Origin of the sequence: Enterobacter cloacae complex sp. P47BA, assembly GCF_014930485.1 — a bacterium.
GTDB lineage: Bacteria > Pseudomonadota > Gammaproteobacteria > Enterobacterales > Enterobacteriaceae > Enterobacter > Enterobacter bugandensis.
Map to the genome: position 1 here is coordinate 93234 of NZ_JADBRF010000008.1, position 18834 is coordinate 112067.

16 protein-coding genes are annotated in these 18834 nt (G+C 56.8%); 11 read left to right on the forward strand and 5 right to left on the reverse strand.

What is annotated here, in order from left to right; translation table 11 throughout:
• Positions 1-19: 19 nt before the first annotated feature.
• Positions 20-1129 (reverse strand): AI-2E family transporter, encoded by a 1110-nt coding sequence (locus IM299_RS10325; RefSeq protein ID WP_047367583.1) that lies wholly within the window; start codon positions 1127-1129, stop codon positions 20-22.
• A 337-nt stretch (positions 1130-1466) separates the two neighbouring features.
• On the opposite strand from IM299_RS10325, the gene mmuP reads away from it, so the two are divergent.
• The 6 genes from mmuP (at position 1467) to tauD (ending at position 7370) form a co-directional block, all read left to right on the forward strand.
• Positions 1467-2867 carry an S-methylmethionine permease gene (gene mmuP, locus IM299_RS10330; protein ID WP_041911121.1) on the forward strand — a complete coding sequence of 467 codons (1401 nt, stop codon included), beginning with the start codon at positions 1467-1469 and terminating at the stop codon, positions 2865-2867.
• A complete protein-coding gene (gene mmuM / locus IM299_RS10335) occupies positions 2854-3786 on the forward strand; it encodes a homocysteine S-methyltransferase (RefSeq protein ID WP_193357446.1) in 933 nt (310 codons plus the stop codon). The genes mmuP and mmuM overlap by 14 nt, the downstream gene beginning before the upstream one ends.
• A gap of 174 nt (positions 3787-3960) precedes the next feature.
• Complete coding sequence (gene tauA / locus IM299_RS10340; protein WP_048957571.1) at positions 3961-4923, forward strand: taurine ABC transporter substrate-binding protein; 963 nt, start codon at positions 3961-3963, stop codon at positions 4921-4923.
• Positions 4924-4933: 10 nt separating this feature from the next.
• The gene (tauB, locus tag IM299_RS10345; protein WP_048957570.1) at positions 4934-5701 is read left to right on the forward strand and encodes a taurine ABC transporter ATP-binding subunit; all 768 of its coding nucleotides are present in this window, start codon (positions 4934-4936) and stop codon (positions 5699-5701) included.
• Positions 5698-6525, forward strand: a complete 828-nt coding sequence (gene tauC, locus IM299_RS10350; RefSeq protein WP_041911117.1) for a taurine ABC transporter permease TauC — start codon at positions 5698-5700, stop codon at positions 6523-6525. Before tauB ends, tauC begins: the two co-directional genes overlap by 4 nt.
• Entirely contained in the window at positions 6522-7370 is an 849-nt protein-coding gene (gene tauD / locus IM299_RS10355) for a taurine dioxygenase (protein WP_048957568.1), read from the forward strand. The genes tauC and tauD overlap by 4 nt, the downstream gene beginning before the upstream one ends.
• Before the next feature lie 69 nt (positions 7371-7439).
• Here tauD and IM299_RS10360 read toward each other — a convergent pair whose 3' ends face one another.
• Together IM299_RS10360 and hemB are read right to left on the reverse strand one after the other, a co-directional pair.
• Entirely contained in the window at positions 7440-9140 is a 1701-nt protein-coding gene (locus IM299_RS10360; RefSeq protein WP_126345138.1) for a lysophospholipid acyltransferase family protein, read from the reverse strand.
• Between the two features lie 72 nt (positions 9141-9212).
• The gene (gene hemB, locus IM299_RS10365) at positions 9213-10187 is read right to left on the reverse strand and encodes a porphobilinogen synthase (protein ID WP_045259875.1); all 975 of its coding nucleotides are present in this window, start codon (positions 10185-10187) and stop codon (positions 9213-9215) included.
• Between the two features lie 453 nt (positions 10188-10640).
• Here hemB and IM299_RS10370 point away from each other — a divergent pair, with 453 nt between their 5' ends.
• The gene (locus IM299_RS10370; protein ID WP_048957492.1) at positions 10641-13415 is read left to right on the forward strand and encodes an autotransporter outer membrane beta-barrel domain-containing protein; all 2775 of its coding nucleotides are present in this window, start codon (positions 10641-10643) and stop codon (positions 13413-13415) included.
• An 89-nt stretch (positions 13416-13504) separates the two neighbouring features.
• Positions 13505-14131: a helix-turn-helix domain-containing protein gene (locus IM299_RS10375; protein ID WP_028012114.1), complete on the forward strand. Its 627-nt coding sequence runs from the start codon at positions 13505-13507 to the stop codon at positions 14129-14131.
• Between the two features lie 2 nt (positions 14132-14133).
• On the opposite strand, the gene ampH is transcribed toward IM299_RS10375, so the two are convergent.
• Complete coding sequence (gene ampH, locus IM299_RS10380; RefSeq protein WP_041911111.1) at positions 14134-15294, reverse strand: D-alanyl-D-alanine-carboxypeptidase/endopeptidase AmpH; 1161 nt, start codon at positions 15292-15294, stop codon at positions 14134-14136.
• Positions 15295-15498: 204 nt separating this feature from the next.
• Here ampH and IM299_RS10385 point away from each other — a divergent pair, with 204 nt between their 5' ends.
• From IM299_RS10385 to IM299_RS10395, 3 genes are all read left to right on the forward strand, one after another.
• Positions 15499-16032, forward strand: coding sequence for an isochorismatase family protein (locus tag IM299_RS10385; protein WP_193357447.1), 534 nt, complete (start codon positions 15499-15501; stop codon positions 16030-16032).
• Between the two features lie 114 nt (positions 16033-16146).
• Positions 16147-17367: a peptide antibiotic transporter SbmA gene (gene sbmA / locus IM299_RS10390; protein WP_028012117.1), complete on the forward strand. Its 1221-nt coding sequence runs from the start codon at positions 16147-16149 to the stop codon at positions 17365-17367.
• 14 nt (positions 17368-17381) lie between these two features.
• Positions 17382-18479, forward strand: a complete 1098-nt coding sequence (locus tag IM299_RS10395) for a DUF1615 domain-containing protein (RefSeq protein ID WP_193357448.1) — start codon at positions 17382-17384, stop codon at positions 18477-18479.
• Here the strand turns inward: IM299_RS10395 and IM299_RS10400 are convergent.
• Positions 18476-18775, reverse strand: coding sequence for a DUF2755 family protein (locus tag IM299_RS10400; RefSeq protein WP_014882725.1), 300 nt, complete (start codon positions 18773-18775; stop codon positions 18476-18478). The genes IM299_RS10395 and IM299_RS10400 overlap by 4 nt on opposite strands.
• Between the last annotated feature and the right edge of the window lie 59 nt (positions 18776-18834).

Here is an 18834-nt window from a genome sequence, read left to right on the forward strand (position 1 = left end):
GGTCGTTATCGTCACGTCCCTACAAATCTGGAGAGTTTTTTCCCTCTTCGATGAACTCGGCGTCCAGCTCTTCGGCATTGCCCGCGTGATCGCGGCCGGAGAAGAGGTTCCAGCAGGCGATAAACAGCGCGGCGATGAGCGGCCCAATCACAAAGCCGTTAATGCCGTACAGCTCCATACCGCCGAGGGTAGTGATTAAAATCAGGTAGTCCGGCATTTTGGTGTCTTTCCCCACCAGCAGCGGGCGCAGGATATTGTCCACCAGCCCGACAATAATCACGAAGAAGCCAACAATAAACAGCCCCTGCCAGAGCTGGTGCGTGGCGAACAGGTAAATGGCGGCTGGCACCCAGACAATCGCCGAGCCGACGGCGGGGACCAGCGAGAGGAACGCCATCAGCGCGCCCCAGAGCACGCTGCCGTCGATGCCCACGATGGCAAACGCGATCCCGCCGAGCGTGCCCTGAACGACGGCCACTACTGCCGTCCCTTTCACCGTCGCCCGGGAGACGCCGACGAACTTGGCGAACAGGTGCTGTTTAACAAAATCAGACAGTGGCAGTGAGTCGAGGATCTGGCGTACCAGATACGGTCCATCCTTCAGCAGGAAGAACAACAGATAAAGCATGATGCCGAAGCTAATCGCAAAGCCAAACGTGCCTTTGCCGATCAGGAACGCGCTGCCCGCCAGATACTGCCCGCCCTGCAGCGCGACGTCGGAGAGTTTTTTCTGGATCTGCGCCGCGTTGGTCAGGTTGTGATCCGCCAGGAAGCCGCTGGCCCAGTCCGGCAGATGGTTGAAGATGCTTGCCACCACTTCCGGGAACTGGGTGTTGTTCTCCTGCAGTTTGGTGTAAACCACGTTCAACTCAATGGCGAGCGAGGAGAGGATCACCATCAGCGGGATAAAGACGATCAGGCAGATAATGCCAATCGTCAGCAGCGAGGCCAGCCCGTTGCGATCCCCCAGCGCGGCGCGCAATTTGTTTTTTACCGGGTTGAAAATGACGGTCAGAATAGCGGCCCACAGTATCGCGGAGAAGTAGGGCGACAGCACGTCGAAGAAGGCCCAGGTCACAAGGGCGAGAATGAAAATAAAGAAACCTTTGGTCAGTCCGTTAAAGCGCATCAGTCAGTCCTGGTTACTAAGAAACTGTGACGACTATAGAACCGATTGCGAGAATTACCAACCCGGCGGCCAGTTCAGCAATATCGCAGTATGAATTTGCGCTTCTCGGATAGCACTTTCGACTGACCGAAGATCGCACGCTCCCGCACCATGCTGTTAGTATCTGCTTGCGGAGGTGCTTATGGCCTGGCGTCCCATTCTTTATGTGATCCTCACAACCCACCCCAGACTCAGCGCGCGGCGCGCCCGTTTGCGTCTGGTCATCTAGCTTTTTATTAACAATCGCGGTATAACACCTTCTTTGGATGTTTAGATGTCCATACGTATAGAAGGTAATATGCAAACACAACAAGAAAATGGACAGCTTAAGCGCACCATGAAAACACGCCACCTGATTATGCTCTCGCTGGGCGGCGTGATTGGGACAGGGTTATTCTTCAATACCGGATACATCATTTCCACCACCGGTGCGGCGGGCACGCTGCTGGCGTACCTGATCGGCGCGCTGGTGGTCTGGCTGGTGATGCAGTGTCTGGGCGAGCTCTCCGTGGCGATGCCGGAAACCGGCGCGTTCCACGTCTATGCCGCCCGCTATCTCGGCCCGGCGACGGGCTATACCGTGGCGTGGCTCTACTGGCTCACCTGGACGGTGGCGCTCGGTTCGAGCTTTACCGCCGCCGGGTTCTGCATGCAGTACTGGTTCCCGCAGGTGCCCGTCTGGGCGTGGTGCGTGGTCTTTTGCGTAGTGATTTTCGGCCTTAACGTCATCTCCACGCGCTTCTTTGCCGAAGGGGAATTCTGGTTCTCGCTGGTGAAGGTCATCACCATCATCGCCTTTATCATCCTCGGCGGGGCGGCGGTCTTTGGTTTCATCCCGATGCAGGACGGTTCACCCGCGCCGGGCTTAAGCAACCTCACCGCCGAGGGCTGGTTCCCGCACGGCGGCCTGCCGATCCTGATGACCATGGTGGCGGTGAATTTTGCCTTCTCCGGGACCGAGCTTATCGGCATCGCGGCGGGTGAAACGGAAAATCCGCACAAGGTCATTCCGGTTGCGATCCGCACCACCATCGCGCGGCTGATCATCTTCTTTATCGGCACCGTGTTTGTGCTGGCGGCGCTGATCCCGATGCAGCAGGCGGGCGTGGAAAAAAGCCCGTTCGTGCTGGTGTTTGAAAAGGTCGGTATTCCTTATGCCGCTGATATTTTTAACTTCGTGATCCTGACGGCGATCCTCTCGGCGGCGAACTCCGGGCTGTACGCCTCCGGGCGCATGCTGTGGTCGCTCTCGAATGAGAAAACGCTCCCGCGCTGCTTTGCCCGCGTGAACAAAAACGGCGTGCCGCTGACGGCGCTCTCGGTTTCCATGCTCGGCGGCGTGCTGGCGCTGTTCTCAAGCGTGGTGGCCCCGGACACGGTGTTTGTCGCACTCTCGGCCATTTCTGGCTTTGCGGTGGTGGCGGTGTGGATCAGCATCTGCGCGTCGCACTTCGTTTTCCGTCGCCGTCATCTGCAGTCCGGCCAGCCGCTCTCTGCGCTGCAGTACCGCGCGCCGTGGTACCCGCTGGTGCCGGTGCTCGGTTTTATCCTCTGCGTGGTGGCCTGCGTCGGCCTGTGGTTTGACCCCAGCCAGCGCATTGCCCTTTATTGCGGGCTTCCGTTCGTCGCCCTGTGTTATGGTGCCTACTACCTGACCCGAAATATGACATCGCAGGAGCCTGAACATGTCGCAGAATAATCCGCTTACCGCCATCCTTGAAAAACAGCCGTTTGTGGTGCTGGATGGCGCAATGGCAACGGAGCTGGAAGCGCGCGGCTGTAACCTTGCTGACAGCCTCTGGTCGGCCAAAGTGCTGGTGGAAAACCCGGATCTTATCCGTGAAGTGCATCTTGATTACTACCGCGCGGGCGCGCAGGTGGCGATCACCGCCAGCTACCAGGCCACGCCTGCGGGCTTTGCGGCACGCGGTCTGGATGAGGCACAGTCCCGCGCGCTGATTGGCAAAAGCGTGGAGCTGGCGCGTAAGGCCCGCGAAGCGTACCTGGCCGAAAACCCGCACGCGGGCACGCTGCTGGTAGCGGGCTCCGTTGGGCCGTACGGCGCGTATCTGGCAGACGGCTCAGAGTATCGCGGCGACTACGTGCGCAGTGCCGAAGAATTCACAGAATTCCATCGCCCGCGCGTGGAAGCGCTGCTGGACGCGGGTTCAGACCTGCTGGCCTGCGAAACGCTGCCGTCGTTCACGGAAATAAAGGCGCTGGCCGCGTTGCTGACGGCGTATCCCCGCGCACGGGCGTGGTTCTCCTTCACCCTGCGCGACAGCGAGCACCTGAGCGACGGCACGCCGCTGCGGGAGGTGGTTTCTTCTCTGGAGGACTATCCGCAGGTCGTCGCGCTGGGCATCAACTGTATCGCGCTGGAAAACACCACGGCGGCGCTGAAGCAGTTGCAAAGCCTGACGCCGCTGCCGCTGGTGGTCTACCCGAACTCGGGCGAGCATTATGATGCGGTAACCAAAACCTGGCACCACCACGGCAAAGCGTGCGAGACGCTGGCGGGGTATCTGCCGCAGTGGCTGGCGGCGGGAGCGAAGTTAATCGGCGGATGTTGTCGGACCACGCCGAAGGATATTGCAGAGCTGAACGCGCAGCGCTGAGTTTGTGCCGGGTAAGGCGCAGGCGCCACCCGGCACAAACCAACCGCACAAAATCAACTATCCTTTCCCGCTTTTTTTCTAAAAACGAATCGTCATTAGCGATTCTTTTTTATTCCTTTATCAAAATTCCCGCGCCGGAAATACTGCCCTCATAACAACAGGGGAGCAGGCACTATGGCAATTTCATCGCGAATCACACTTCTCGGCGCGCTGGCGCTGTGGGCATTTCAGGCGCAGGCGGTGGACGTTACCGTCGCGTATCAAACTTCGGCTGAGCCGGCGAAGGTTGCGCAGGCGGACAATACCTTTGCGAAGGAGAGCGGCGCGAAAGTCGACTGGCGCAAGTTCGACAGCGGTGCGTCCGTCGTGCGTGCGTTAGCTTCCGGCGACGTGCAGATTGGCAATATCGGCTCCAGCCCGCTGGCGGTCGCGGCCAGCCAGCAGGTACCGATTGAGGTGTTCCTCCTCGCCTCGCAGCTTGGTAATTCCGAAGCGCTGGTGGTGAAGAAAAACATCACCAAACCGGAAGACCTGATCGGCAAACGCATCGCTGTGCCGTTTATCTCCACCACCCACTACAGCCTGCTGGCGGCGCTCAAACACTGGGGCATCAAGCCGGGGCAGGTGCAAATCATCAATCTTCAGCCGCCGGCGATTATCGCCGCCTGGCAGCGCGGGGATATTGACGGGGCCTACGTGTGGGCACCGGCAGTAAACGAGCTGGAAAAAGACGGCACCGTGCTGACCGACTCCGAAAAAGTGGGCCAGTGGGGCGCGCCAACCCTCGACGTGTGGGTCGTGCGTAAAGACTTCGCCGAGAAACATCCTGAGGTAGTCAAAGCCTTCGCGAAAAGCGCGATTGACGCCCAGCAGCCGTACATCAGCAACCCGGATGAGTGGCTGAAGCAGCCCGCCAATCTGAAAAAACTCTCCCGCCTGAGCGGCGTGCCGGAAGCGGACGTGCCGGGGCTGGTGAGGGGCAATACCTATCTGACCCCCGCGCAGCAGGTGCAGCAGCTAAACGGGCCGGTGAGCAAAGCGATTGTAGATACCGCCACTTTCCTCAAAGAGCAGGGCAAAGTGCCTGCGGTCGCGGCGGATTACAGTCAGTACGTCACCGACCGCTTTGTGAAATAAGGAGTCCGCCATGCTGAACATTACGAACCTGTATGCCGATTACGGTGGTAAACCCGCGCTGGAGGACATCAACCTGACGCTGGGCAGCGGTGAACTGCTGGTGGTGCTCGGCCCGTCCGGCTGCGGAAAAACCACGCTGCTGAATCTGATCGCCGGGTTTGTACCGTATCAGCACGGCACCATTCAGCTGGAAGGCAAAAAGGTGGATGGCCCTGGCGCCGAGCGCGGCGTGGTCTTTCAGAACGAAGGATTGCTTCCGTGGCGCAACGTGCAGGAGAACGTGGCGTTTGGGCTCCAGCTTGCGGGCGTGAACCGTGAACAGCGGCTGGCAACCGCGCGGGCGATGCTGAAAAAAGTGGGGCTGGAAGGGGCGGAAAAACGCTTTATCTGGCAGCTTTCCGGCGGCCAGCGTCAGCGCGTCGGGATCGCCCGCGCGCTGGCGGCGAATCCGCAGCTGTTGCTGCTGGACGAGCCGTTCGGGGCGCTGGACGCCTTTACCCGCGAGCAGATGCAAACCCTGCTGCTGCGCCTGTGGCATGAGACGGGCAAGCAGGTGCTGTTGATTACCCACGATATCGAAGAGGCGGTGTTTATGGCGACCGAGCTGGTGCTGCTCTCGCCGGGGCCGGGGCGCGTGCTGGAGCGGCTGCCGCTGGATTTCGCCCGCCGCTACGTAGCCGGGGAGCCGGTGCGCAGCATCAAATCAGATCCGCGGTTTATTGAGCAGCGTGAATACGTCTTAAGCCGCGTGTTCGAACAGCGGGAGGCCTTCTCATGAGCATCGTCTTTAGTGAAAAAACGCGCCGCACGCGTCTGGCGCTGCGCTGGCCTTTCTCACGTCAAATTACTCTGAGCGTCGGTACGCTGCTGGTGCTGCTGGCTGCGTGGTGGGCGGTTGCGGCCCAGCAGTGGGTCAGCCCGCTGTTTCTGCCGCCGCCGGGACAGGTGCTGGCGAAACTCATCTCCATCGCCGGGCCGCAGGGCTTTATGGACGCTACGCTCTGGCAGCATCTCGGCGCAAGCCTGACGCGCATTCTGGTGGCGCTGCTGGCGGCGGTGGTTATCGGTATCCCGGTCGGGATCGCGATGGGCCTAAGCCCGACGGTGCGCGGCATCCTTGACCCGCTGATTGAGCTTTACCGCCCGGTGCCGCCGCTGGCCTATTTGCCGCTGATGGTGATCTGGTTCGGTATCGGCGAAACGTCGAAAATTCTGCTGATTTATCTGGCGATTTTCGCGCCGGTTGCCATGTCGGCGCTGGCGGGCGTGAAGAGTGCCCAGCAGGTGCGCATTCGTGCGGCGCAGTCGCTGGGCGCCAGCCGCACGCAGGTGCTGCTGTTCGTGATTCTACCCGGCGCGCTGCCGGAGATTTTAACCGGGCTGCGCATCGGCCTCGGCGTGGGCTGGTCCACGCTGGTGGCGGCAGAGCTGATCGCCGCCACGCGAGGATTAGGGTTTATGGTTCAGTCGGCGGGAGAGTTCCTGGCGACTGACGTGGTGTTGGCAGGGATCGCGGTGATTGCCGCGATCGCCTTCGGATTAGAACTGGGGCTGCGCGCGCTACAGCGCCGCCTGACGCCCTGGCATGGAGAAATACAATGAGTGAACGACTGACCATCACCCCGCTGGGGCCGTACATTGGCGCGCAGGTGTCGGGCCTGGACGTGACCCGCCCGCTGAGCGATAACCAGTTTGAGCAGCTGTACCACGCGGTGCTGCGTCATCAGGTGGTGTTCCTGCGCGAGCAGGCGATCACCCCGCAGCAGCAGCGCGCGCTGGCGTTGCGTTTTGGCGACCTGCATATCCACCCGGTCTATCCGCATGCGGAAGGGGTGGAGGAGATTATCGTTCTGGATACCCACAACGATAACCCGCCTGACAACGACAACTGGCACACGGACGTCACCTTTATCGAGACGCCGCCCGCCGGGGCGATTCTGGCGGCGAAGCTCCTGCCTGAAACCGGGGGCGATACGCTGTGGGCGAGCGGGATTGCGGCGTTTGAGGCGCTCTCTGCGCCGTTCCGGACGCTGCTGAGCGGCCTGCGGGCGGAGCACGACTTCAAAAAATCGTTCCCGGAATACAAGTACCGTAAAAGCGAAGAGGAGCATCAGCGCTGGCTGGAAGCGGTGGCGAAGCATCCGCCGCTGCTGCACCCGGTGGTGCGCACCCATCCGGTCACGGGCAAGCAGGCGCTGTTCGTGAACGAAGGGTTCACGACACGCATTGTGGATGTGACGGAGAAAGAGAGCGACGCGCTGTTAGGTTTCCTGTTCGCACATATCACTAAACCGGAGTTTCAGGTGCGCTGGCGCTGGCAGGAGAACGACCTGGCGATCTGGGATAACCGCGTGACGCAGCACTACGCCAACGCGGACTATCTGCCGCAGCGAAGGATTATGCAGCGGGCGACGATTTTGGGGGATAAGCCGTTTTACCGCCCCTGATCCAGGAGTACCCGTAGGCCGGGTAAGCGCAGCGCCACCCGGCGAAAACGGTGCACAATTGCCGGCCAATTAAAGGTGCGCCTCAATATACCGCTGATAGCGGTTCGCCTTCAGGTAGCACAAATCCACCAGCACCAGACCGTCTACGCAGTTGTTGAACGCCGGGTCGCTGCCAAAATCAATAAACTGCACGCCGCCGGGCTCGCATAGCTCGGAATACTGTTTATACAGCGGCGGTATGCCGCAGCCCAGATTGCCGAGCAGGGATTTCAGCTTCGTCAGATCGTCCACGTAATCCACGCCGCCAAACTGTGCCAGCACGTCCGGTAAGGATGCCGGATACGGCTGACGTGACGCGGCTAGCGGATGCGTCGCCGGGAACCACAGGCGGTAAAAGGCGACCAGCAGATCCCGTGCCGCAGGCGGTAAGCCGCCGGAGATGGAGACGGGGCCAAACAGGTAGCGATAATGTGGGTAACGCGCCAGGTAAGCCCCGATGCCGGACCATAAATAGTCCAGACCGCGACGCCCCCAGTAGCGCGGCTGAATAAAGCTGCGCCCGAGCTCAATGCCGTGCTCAAGCACGTCCTGCATTTTGTCGTCGTAGTGGAACAGGCTGTAGCTGTACAGACCTTCAACGCCGCGCTTTTCGATCTGCATGGCCGTCGGCATAAAGCGATACGCGCCGACGATCTCAAGATCCTCTTCATCCCAGAGGATCAGGTGCAGATAATCGTCATCGTAGCTGTCGGTGTCCCGGCGTTTACCGCTCCCTTCCTCCACCGCGCGAAACGCAATCTCGCGCAGGCGGCCCAGTTCGCGCAGAAGAGGCGCCTCTTCCTGCCCGTTGCGCTGCCACAGGTAGATGGTTTTACCGTCGCTGGTTTTACCCAGACACTCCGCCTGCGCCAGCTCGCGTTTCAGGGTGGCCCGGTCTTCCGGACGAGCAATGGCGCACTGGGTTTTGAAGACGCCAGGCAATCCCTTGCCAAGACGTATCACGTGCTGACGGCACTGCTCGGCCATCTCACGTGACGAAAGCGTGGCGCTATGCCAGTGATGCCAGGCGATTTGCTGGCCGATTTTAATCGGCAGCTGGCTGTGGCGGCGGCGGAACATCTGTTGCATTAGCAGCAGCATCGACAAGGTCGGCGACACCAGCGTGCTGGCATAAAAGAGCAGGCTGTTATGCGCCTGAATATGCACCGGTAGCAGCGGGGCGCGCAGCTTGCTGGCGAGTTTGATAAAGCCGGAGTGCCATTTTTTATCGCGAATGCCTTTGCGCGTGGGGCGTGAAACTTCACCCGCCGGGAAGAAGATCAGCACGCCCGCGTTTTGCAGATGCTGCTCCATCTGAACCAGAGACGATTTCGCCGTCCTGCCGCCCATATTGTCCACCGGAATAAACAGCGAACTGAGAGGCTCAAGGTGGGTCAGCATCCGGTTGGTCACGACTTTAACGTCGCGCCGCACGCGGGAGACGGCGTACATCAGCGCCAGCCCGTCCAGCGTGCCTGTCGGGTGGTTGGCAATAATGACCAGCGGGCCATGTTCGGGGATTTGTTCGAGATCGCGGGCGGAAACGGTGCAGAGAATATCAAGGTGCTCCAGAACTTGCTCCACCATATCCAGTCCTTTCAGGTGGCGGTGAGCGGCGGCAAACTGCTGGAATTCTTCTTCGTAAAACAGCCTTTTTAACAGACTTTTTTGCCAGGGTGCAGGCCTCGCCTGAGGCCAAAGATCGTCGAGAACGCTATCGAGGCTAAACATGATTACTCCTCCTGCCGTCTTGCGAAGACAGTAGAAGGAGCAGATGTCGGTTGTATTGCAGTTTGGTGAAGATTAGCGGAGGATTTTTTTCTCGGCCAGATCCAGCGCGAAGTAGCTGAAGATCAGATCCGCGCCCGCGCGTTTGATCGCGCCCAGGCTTTCGAGGATCACTTTCTCTTCGTCGATGGCACCGGCCAGCGCGGCGAATTTGATCATCGCGTATTCACCGCTCACCTGGTATGCCCCCAGCGGCAGTTCGGTGCGCTCGCGGATGTCGCGCAGAATATCGAGATAGGCGCCAGCAGGTTTCACCATCAGGCAGTCTGCGCCCTGGGCTTCATCAAGCAGGGATTCACGAATCGCTTCCCGGCGGTTCAGCGGGTTCATCTGGTAGGTCTTACGATCGCCCTTCAGCGCCGTACCCGCTGCTTCACGGAACGGACCGTAGAAGGAGGAGGCAAACTTGGTGGAGTAGGACATGATGGCGGTGTCGGTAAAGCCTGCCGCATCCAGCGCCTGACGGATAGCCTGAACCTGTCCGTCCATCGCCGCAGACGGCGCGATGAAGTCCGCACCCGCAGCGGCTGCCACGACCGCCTGCTTGCCGAGGTTCAGCAGGGTGGCATCGTTGTCCACGCCGTGATCGCACAGCACGCCGCAGTGCCCGTGGGAGGTGTATTCGCAGAAGCAGGTGTCGGACATGACCACCATTTCTGGCACGGTATCTTTGCAGATGCGGGACATGCGGGCCACAAGGCCATCTTCTTTCCATGCATCGCTGCCGGTGGCGTCGGTATGGTGGGAGATGCCGAAGGTCATCACCGAGCGGATCCCCGCGTTGGCAATGCGTTCGATCTCACGCGCCAGGTATTTTTCAGGAATGCGCATCACGCCCGGCATGGCTTCGATGGCTTTGTAGTCATCAATCTCTTCTTCAACAAAAATCGGCAACACCAGATCGTTTAAGCTCAGTGTTGTCTCTTCAAACATGGCGCGCAGTGCGGGTGACTTACGCAGGCGGCGGGGACGTGCAATTAAATCGGTCATGGTATGCCTGATGTTTGTGGAACAAAGAGGGCTAGTGTACCTCAAAGTGGCGACGGGTGTTTTACTAAAGTGGGCATTTTGCTTTTGCGAAATGCAGCAGATGAGTTTGCCAGTTAACAATAATATATAATGCAGGTCAGTATAACGCTGAGAGAAGAATGAGACATTTGTGTTATTTCTATATAGAAATGAATGTATCATTAAAAATGATTTATTATTTTTTATGATATTTCCCTGATTGCTTTGCCCGTGCATTAACATTTTGTTTTTATAATATTTATTTTATGACGCCCTATGCTTTGTGGTATGAGTCTGTTTTTTGTCTGAATGCGGACTTACTGGAAACATTCATTGAACCTTTTCGAAATGAAACTGCATAATTCCCTCCGCAATTAAACATTGCTAATTGATTTACGGACAAACATGCTTACGTCCCTGAGGAGGGATGACCCAATGCAAACATGGAAAAAGAAACTGGTTGTATCTCAACTTGCATTAGCTTGTACGCTGGCTATCGCTTCTCAGGCTAATGCGAAAGATATTTCCGGTACGACATATAATACTTTTGGATATGATAATACCGCATCTACGCCGTGGTATTATGGCTACGCAGATTGGGATTACTCGGATGCCACCCATGATGGTGACATTTATCCGGTCATCAATAAATCAACCGTAAACGGTGTTATTTCGACTTACTATCTGGATGATGGGGTCAATGGCCGTGCAAACGCGTTGAGTATTTCTAACAGCACCATTAACGGCATGATCACGTCAGAGTGTATGACCACGACGTGTGCAGATGGCGTGGATACTGACGGCACCAGTCATACCCAGTACGATCGATTTAGCCTGACCGTTGATAACTCCACCATCAACGATGCCTACGAGCATTACGCGTATGATGTCGTCAATGGCGAGAATACTGAAACGCATTATCTGGACACCTATGGTCTGGGTAACGCAATTACCCTGGACGTTGAATCTGATATCGTTATTCAGAACAACTCCCACGTCGCGGGTATCACGCTGACGCAGGGTTATCAGGAACTGGATAACACACCATACGACGGCGTTGAAGGCGTTGCTAACAGCGGCAATGTCTTTACCGATACGCTGGTGGTGAAAGACTCCGTGCTGACCTCTGGTGCGTACAGCGATCTGGGCACCAACGGGTTCTACGGTCAAACGGCGAAGCCGAGCGACTACGGTGAAACCAACGCCTCGGCTGCGGATGATGCGGCGCTGATCGTTGCGGCCGGCGCGTCTGATAACGCCATGCAGACCACCGCTACCTTCGATCACTCTACCGTAACGGGTGACATTCTTTTCTCCAGCACCTTTGATAACAACTTCTACGAGAATGGCGATCCGGCAACGGATACCACTGAAGATGGTGTCTATAACCCAACCACCAACGGCTGGGACGGTACCGATACACTGGATGTAACGCTGACCAACGGCAGCAAGTGGGTCGGTGCAGCGCAGTCCAGCGTTGAAGCTATCGGCACTGCGCAGATGTATGGCCAGGGCTACAGCAACGTTGACTGGCACGCTCTGTCCCCGAACAGCATCTGGCCTGATTCTACCTTCGACAGCAACGGTCACGTTGCCGGTGAAGAGGTGTACCAAAGCGGCCTGTTCAATGTGGCGCTGGATAACGGTTCCGAGTGGGATACCCGCAAGGTCTCCAACATTGATGCGCTGACGGTGAACAACCAGTCTCAGGTCAATGTTGAAAACTCCGGCCTGCTGGCGGATTCAATCACCCTGACCAATGCTTCAACCATGAATATTGGCGACAGCGGAGCCGTGGCAACCGACAGCCTGTATCTGGACAGCTATAGCCGTGCGGCACTGACTGAAGAGACAGCAGAGCTGTATGCCAACACCATTACCGTAGACAACGGTGCCGAGCTGGCGCTGGATCTGGGTCAGGTTGATACGCACAATATGGTACTGACCGATGGCGGCGTGCTCAACGTTGCCAGCCGCGATTATGTGCTGAACAGTGATCTGAACAACGCACGCTATATCACCAACGATCGCTACAACGCGGAGTATGACTACGGTGTTGTCGCGCTGAACTCCGACGGCCATCTGGCGGTGAACGGTGACGTTGCCGGTAACTACAAGGTGCGCATCGACGATGCAACCGGCGCTGGTTCAGTTGCCGATTACAAAAACAAAGAGATCATTCGCGTCTACGACAATAACGCAGATACCGCAGCCAGCTTTACTGCTGCAAACAAAGCTGATTTAGGTGCTTACACCTATCAGGCGCAGCAGGAGGGTGACACCGTTGTTCTCCAGCAGAAAGAGCTGACTGACTACGCCAACATGGCGCTGAGCATTCCTTCTGCCAACACCAATATCTGGAATCTCCAGCAGGATACCGTGGGTACGCGTCTGACCAACAGCCGTCATGGCCTGGCAGACAACGGCGGAGCGTGGGTGAGCTATTTCGGCGGCAATTTTGACGCGGATAACGGCACCGTCAGCTACGATCAGGACGTAAGCGGCATTATGGTCGGTCTGGACACGCAGATTGACGGTAATAATGCGAAGTGGATCGTCGGTGGTGCAGCTGGTTTTGCGAAAGGCGATATCAGCGATCGTACGGGTCAGGTCGATCAGGACAGCCAGACTGCGATGATCTACGCGTCTGCGACGTTTGCGAACAACGTCTTCCTCGACAGCTCACTGAACTACACCCGCTTTAACAATGACCTCTCTGCAACCATGAGCAACGGTCAGTATGTTGACGGTGACACCACCTCTGACGCTGTTGGCTTCGGGATGAAGCTTGGCTATGACTGGAAACCAAACCTGTCAGGCTACATCACTCCTTACGCGTCGGTATCTGGCCTGTTCCAGTCAGGCGACGACTACCAGCTGAGCAACGACATGCGTATCGATGGTCAGTCTTACGACAGCATGCGTTATGAACTTGGCCTGGATGCGGGTTATACCTTCAACTACGGCGGCGAACAGGCGCTGACCCCGTACTTCAAGCTGGCTTACGTCTATGATGATGCTGACAATAATGCTGATATCAACTCTGACAGCATTGATAACGGCGTCGAAGGCTCTGCGGTTCGCGTTGGGCTGGGCACCCAGTTCAGCTTCACCAAAAACTTCAGTGCTTACACCGATGCGACTTATCTGGGCGGCGGCGACGTTGACCAGAACTGGGGAGCAAACCTGGGTGTGAAATATACCTGGTAAATAGAAAGCGCGGGGGATATTTTCCCCCGCTTTTTTATATGGTTTAAAAATAATAAAGAACCGACAGATACAGATGCTTTGAGGTATGCATGAACGTTAATGCGAAACCACTTTCTGAATTAAGCCGGCTCGCAAAATGTCTGGAAGTCGCCGGTACCCCCTTTAAGATCGAACCACAGCAATTAATAACAACCGGCAATAATGATGATGAGCCATTTACTTTTGTAATACAGTCTGGTCTTACTGCTATCCATCGTAAATCTGATGAACTTCTGATGGGCATTGCGCAGGCACCTTTTATCTATGGTTTGAATGCATGGATAAATGATAGTTATCTGGAATATTCCATGATGACACACACAACCTGTTCTGGATTTTATTTACCGGTCTCTGCCACGCGTCAACTTATTCAGCAAAATCATCTCTGGCAGGATGCTTTCTGCTGGGTGTCATGGATTAACCATATTCTGGGCAAGCGTGACCTGCAGCTGGTGGGAAATAACTCTTATAGTCAGATCCGGGCGATGTTGATCAATATGGCCGAGTGGGATGACTCGCTGCGCTCAAAAATTGGCGTTATGAATCATATTCAGCGTAGCACACGTATTTCACGTTCGGTCGTTGCAGAAGTCCTGGCTGCGCTGCGTCAGGGGAACTACATCAATATGAGCCGGGGCAAGCTGGTCAGCATCAACCGCTTGCCCACGGAATATTAAGATCAGTTAGACGCAGTAAGCACCTGGGCTTTATTGGCGCTCAGTTCGGCCACCAGGTTATTGATGCCGTCACTCATATTAACGAAGCGCGTGTTCGGAGAACGGGTGACTACCACAAACGCGCCCACGTTGGACTGCGGAATCATTGCCATGTAGGTAATGAATCCACCACCGCCGCCGGTTTTCTGAATGATGCCCGGACGGCCATTTTTCGGCGCCATATAGACCCAGCCCAGGCCGAGCGCATCGGCTTTACCCGGCACGTCCATCCCGATGACGCGATGCAGCTGAGTACGCTGATAGATAAGGGTCTGCATACGATCGGCCTGGCTGCTGCGGGAGTAAAAATCCGAAGAAAGGAACTGCTGCATCCAGCGCATCATGTCGCCAGGGGTGGAATAGACCCCGCCGCTGCCCACGGCCGCCAGCGTGTTGTTACAGGGGCTTGCGCCTTTCTCTGCCACCATCAGGCGTTTGCACTGGTCCGGGGAAGGGGTAAAGGTGGTGTCTTTCATGCCCAGTGGACGCGTGATCTGCTCTTCAAACAGCTGCGGGTAAGGTTTGCCCGCCGCCGTTGAAAGCGCATCCGCCAGCAGATCGAACGCCAGGTTCGAGTAAGAGGCCTGCGAGCCCGGGGCGGATTTCAGCGTGGCGGTGCTCAGGTAGTTCCAGCGCTGTTGGCGCGTTGGCCAGACAAATACGTCGCGGTGCGCCGCGCCGCCCGGCTGCTCGCGCGGCAGAGCGCTGGTGTGCGTCGCGAGGTTCACCAGGCGAATTGGCGTGCCCTGATACGTCGGAACGCGGGCACCCGGCGGGGCGTATTTGCTGAGCGGATCGTCGAGCTTTACCACGCCCTGGTCGAGCAACTTCACCAGCATTTCGCTGGTCATCAGCTTGGTTAAGGACGCGACGCGCACAACGGAATCCAGCTGCGGACGAACGTTATTACCTGGACGCGTTTCACCAAAGCTGCGGAAAACGCGCTGGTTGCCGTCGATGACCACCATTGCCATCCCGGTCGCGCCGCTGCCGTAATAGATAAGGTTCGCGTAGCGATCGGCAATATCGGAAGCCAAAACGGGCGCCGTCAGCGGCTGGGCTGCCTGGGCGGTGGAGAAGCTCACCGCACACAGCGCGGCAAAAGAGAGCAGACAACGTTTCAACGAAAAGCATCCATGAAGTGAATGAGGAAAGTAATGGGTATTTATACTACTAATCGGCACCGTGCAATGCCCCGAATAGCATAACCATAGCGAGAAAAACGTAACCATGGGTAAATATGAAGAATTTCCCTGCGAGCGCTCTCCCATTTTGTGACATCGGGCTTATGATAGGCACCAGTGTTACTCAATCTTGCGGAGAACGGTATGTCTGAAAAGCGTGTGGTAATGGTGGTTGATATGCAGAACGGGGTGTTTGAAACCCCGCGTCATCAGCGCGAGACGTGTGTCTCTCTGATCAACCAGCTTACGCAGGCTGCCGACACGGTGATTTTTATTCAGCATGCCGAGGCCGGGGGGCTGGAAGAGGGAAGTGACGGGTTTGCGTTGCTGCCTGAACTCCAGCAACCTGCCGGCGCGCTGTACGTGACCAAAACCGCCTGCGATGCCTTCTATAACACCGGGCTTGAAGCGCTGTTACGCGAGCAGGGCATTCGCGAGTTTGTCATCTGCGGCTGCGCCACCGATTACTGCGTTGACGCCACGGTCAAGAATGGCGTCAGCCGGGGTTACCACATTACCGTGGCGGAAGATGCCCACACCACCGCCAACCGCCCGGCTGCCGAAGCACAGATCCTGATTCACCACCACAACGACGTCTGGCGAAACTTCATTGCGCCAGCGAACCCTGTCGCGGTGAAACGCACCGAAACAATTCTCGAAAACTGGAAAGCGAACTAATAATCAACCCACGGGTCTGACCTTTTTGCCCGAGCCGGGGTCCGGCTCGGGCAAGGTATTCGTGTGGTAATGTGTTGAGCACAGCAACAACCATAACAACAAGAAGGAAGTATCATGTTTAAGTCTTTTTTCCCAAAGCCGGGGCCTTTTTTCCTGTCGGCATTTATTTGGGCACTGATCGCAGTCGTGTTCTGGCTGGCGGGCGGCGGTGCATGGCTGACACGCATCGTGGGGGCGACAGGCGAGGTGCCGATTAGCGCGGCGCGCTTCTGGTCGTTCAGCTATCTGCTGTTTTATGCCTATTATGCGCTGTGCGTCGGGCTGTTTGCGCTGTTCTGGTTTAATTATTCCCCTCATCGCTGGCAGACGTGGTCCATTCTCGGAACGTCGCTGATTATTTTTGTCACCTGGTTTCTGGTCGAAGTGAGCGTAGCCATTAACGCGTGGTATGCCCCGTTCTACGATCTCATCCAGAAAGCGCTTAGCGCCCCTAACAGGGTGCCAATTGGCGAGCTTTATAATCAGTTAAAAATTTTTATGGGCATTGCGATGATCGCTGTCACCGTGGCGGTGCTGAATAATTTCTTCGTCAGCCATTACGTCTTCCGCTGGCGTACGGCGATGAACGAATTCTACATGACCCACTGGGAGCGTCTGCGCCATATTGAAGGTGCTGCTCAGCGTGTTCAGGAAGACACCATGCGTTTTGCGTCAACGCTTGAGGATATGGGCGTCAGCCTGCTTAATGCCATCCTGAAACTGTTTGCGTTCTTACCGATTCTGGTCGCGCTTTCTCCGCATATTTCAGCATTGCCGATTGTCGGACATTTACCGTACGGCCTGCTCATCCCGGCGCTGATTTGGTCGCTTATGGGCACAGGCCTGCTTGCCGTCGTCGGGATTAAGCTGCCGGGCTTAGAGTTTAAGAATCAGCGTGTTGAAGCGGCCTATCGTAAGGAGCTGGTCTACGGAGAGGACGACCCAACGCGCGCTGCGCCCCCGACGATAAAAGAGCTGTTCCGCAACGTCCGTTTCAACTATTTCCGGCTCTATTTCCACTACATGTATTTCAATATTGCCCGTATTTTCTATCTGCAGGTCGATACTGTTTTTGGACTATTCCTGTTGTTCCCGTCTATTGTTGCGGGAACAATCACGCTGGGCTTACTAACCCAGATTACCAACGTGTTCGATCAGGTCAGAAACTCGTTCCAGTATCTGATCAACTCCTGGACCACGCTGGTGGAGCTGATGTCCATCTACAAACGTCTGCGCAGCTTTGAACATGAGCTGGACGATCGGGACCTGCAGGAAGTCACCAACACATTTAGCTAATACAGGGAGTTGCTATGTCTTTTGCCGTACCGCGTGCGTTACCGCTGTCCTTGCTGGCTGCCCTCGTTCTGGCGGGCTGTGCCGAAAAAGGGGCCGCTCCGCTTAAAAAGGGCGAGAAGCCCGTGGATGTCGCAAGCGTTGTGCGGCAAAAAATGCCCGCCAGCGTGAAGGATCGCAATGAGTGGGCGGATGCGCTGGCAAAAACCTTTGAAAGCCAGAAGATTGCCCCAACCGAGGAGAATATCTGCTCGGTGCTGGCGGTGGCGCAGCAGGAGTCGATGTACCAGTCAGACCCGGTGGTGCCGGGTCTCAACAAAATTGCCTGGAAAGAGATCGACCGCCGCGCGGAATCGATGCATATCCCGGTATTCCTCGTGCATACCGCGCTGAAAATCACCTCGCCAAACGGCAAAAGCTACAGCGAGCGGCTGGACACGGTGAAAACCGAAAAACAGCTCAGCGCCATCTTTGATGATTTCATTAACATGGTGCCGATGGGGCAGAAACTGTTTGGCTCACTGAACCCGGTTCACACCGGCGGCCCGATGCAGGTGAGCATTGCGTTTGCCGAGAAGCATACCGACGGCTACCCGTGGGAAATTGACGGTACGGTGCGTCAGGAGGTCTTCTCCCTGCGCGGCGGGCTATGGTTCGGCACGTATCATCTGCTGAACTATCCGGCGAACTACAGCGAGCCCTTGTACCGCTTTGCAGACTTTAACGCGGGCTGGTATGCCAGCCGTAACGCGGCGTTTCAGAGCGCGGTTAGCCGCGCAAGCGGAGTCAAGCTGGCGCTGGACGGCGATCTTATTGCCTACGGCAGCAGCGAGGCGGGAAGCACCGAGCGGGCGATCCGGAAATTATCGACAACGCTTGATATGAGCAACAGCGACATTCGCCGTCAGCTTGAGAAAGGCGACAGCCTGGCATTTGAGAAAACGGATCTCTACAAGAAAGTGTTTGCGCTTGCCGATAAGAAGAGTGGGAAAACGTTGCCGAGGGCAATTCTGCCGGGGATTCAGCTGGAAAGCCCGAAGATCACGCGTAACCTGACCACCGCATGGTTCGCAAAACGCGTGGACGATCGCCGGGCTCGCTGTATGGGGCTTTAATGGCGACGACGAAAGCGCAGGACGAGCGCGACCACGCCTAAAATCATACACCCCGCGAGGAAGGGAACGAGGCCAAACAGCGTGCTCACGCCAAACCCGATTTCAACCCGCGGGCGTCCGTTATCCTGCACCTGCATCAGGTGTTCATAAACGCCCGGCGCGTGCACCAGCATATTAAGCAGCTGGGAGCCAGCCCAGAAGCAGAACAGGACAAACAGGGCATACGCGATATTACCCGCCGTGGAGGTTTTTGGTTTGCCGCCAAAAATCGGTTTCGACAATGTAAAGTCAGCCATGTTGACCTCCCGAAATATCACTCTGTTTTAATACGCGTCTTACGGGGTGAGTTTGACAG

Excerpts from the sequence above, each read along its gene's own strand:
- IM299_RS10395 (WP_193357448.1), top strand. The coding sequence starts at position 17,382 with ATGTCTTTTGCCGTACCGCGTGCGTTACCGCTGTCCTTGCTGGCTGCC.
- sbmA (WP_028012117.1), top strand. The coding sequence starts at position 16,147 with ATGTTTAAGTCTTTTTTCCCAAAGCCGGGGCCTTTTTTCCTGTCGGCA.
- tauA (WP_048957571.1), top strand. The coding sequence starts at position 3,961 with ATGGCAATTTCATCGCGAATCACACTTCTCGGCGCGCTGGCGCTGTGG.
- IM299_RS10385 (WP_193357447.1), top strand. The coding sequence starts at position 15,499 with ATGTCTGAAAAGCGTGTGGTAATGGTGGTTGATATGCAGAACGGGGTG.
- tauB (WP_048957570.1), top strand. The coding sequence starts at position 4,934 with ATGCTGAACATTACGAACCTGTATGCCGATTACGGTGGTAAACCCGCG.
- IM299_RS10360 (WP_126345138.1), bottom strand. The coding sequence starts at position 9,140 with ATGTTTAGCCTCGATAGCGTTCTCGACGATCTTTGGCCTCAGGCGAGG.
- IM299_RS10400 (WP_014882725.1), bottom strand. The coding sequence starts at position 18,775 with ATGGCTGACTTTACATTGTCGAAACCGATTTTTGGCGGCAAACCAAAA.
- mmuM (WP_193357446.1), top strand. The coding sequence starts at position 2,854 with ATGTCGCAGAATAATCCGCTTACCGCCATCCTTGAAAAACAGCCGTTT.
- tauD (WP_048957568.1), top strand. The coding sequence starts at position 6,522 with ATGAGTGAACGACTGACCATCACCCCGCTGGGGCCGTACATTGGCGCG.
- tauC (WP_041911117.1), top strand. The coding sequence starts at position 5,698 with ATGAGCATCGTCTTTAGTGAAAAAACGCGCCGCACGCGTCTGGCGCTG.
- hemB (WP_045259875.1), bottom strand. The coding sequence starts at position 10,187 with ATGACCGATTTAATTGCACGTCCCCGCCGCCTGCGTAAGTCACCCGCA.
- mmuP (WP_041911121.1), top strand. The coding sequence starts at position 1,467 with ATGCAAACACAACAAGAAAATGGACAGCTTAAGCGCACCATGAAAACA.
- IM299_RS10325 (WP_047367583.1), bottom strand. The coding sequence starts at position 1,129 with ATGCGCTTTAACGGACTGACCAAAGGTTTCTTTATTTTCATTCTCGCC.
- IM299_RS10375 (WP_028012114.1), top strand. The coding sequence starts at position 13,505 with ATGAACGTTAATGCGAAACCACTTTCTGAATTAAGCCGGCTCGCAAAA.
- IM299_RS10370 (WP_048957492.1), top strand. The coding sequence starts at position 10,641 with ATGCAAACATGGAAAAAGAAACTGGTTGTATCTCAACTTGCATTAGCT.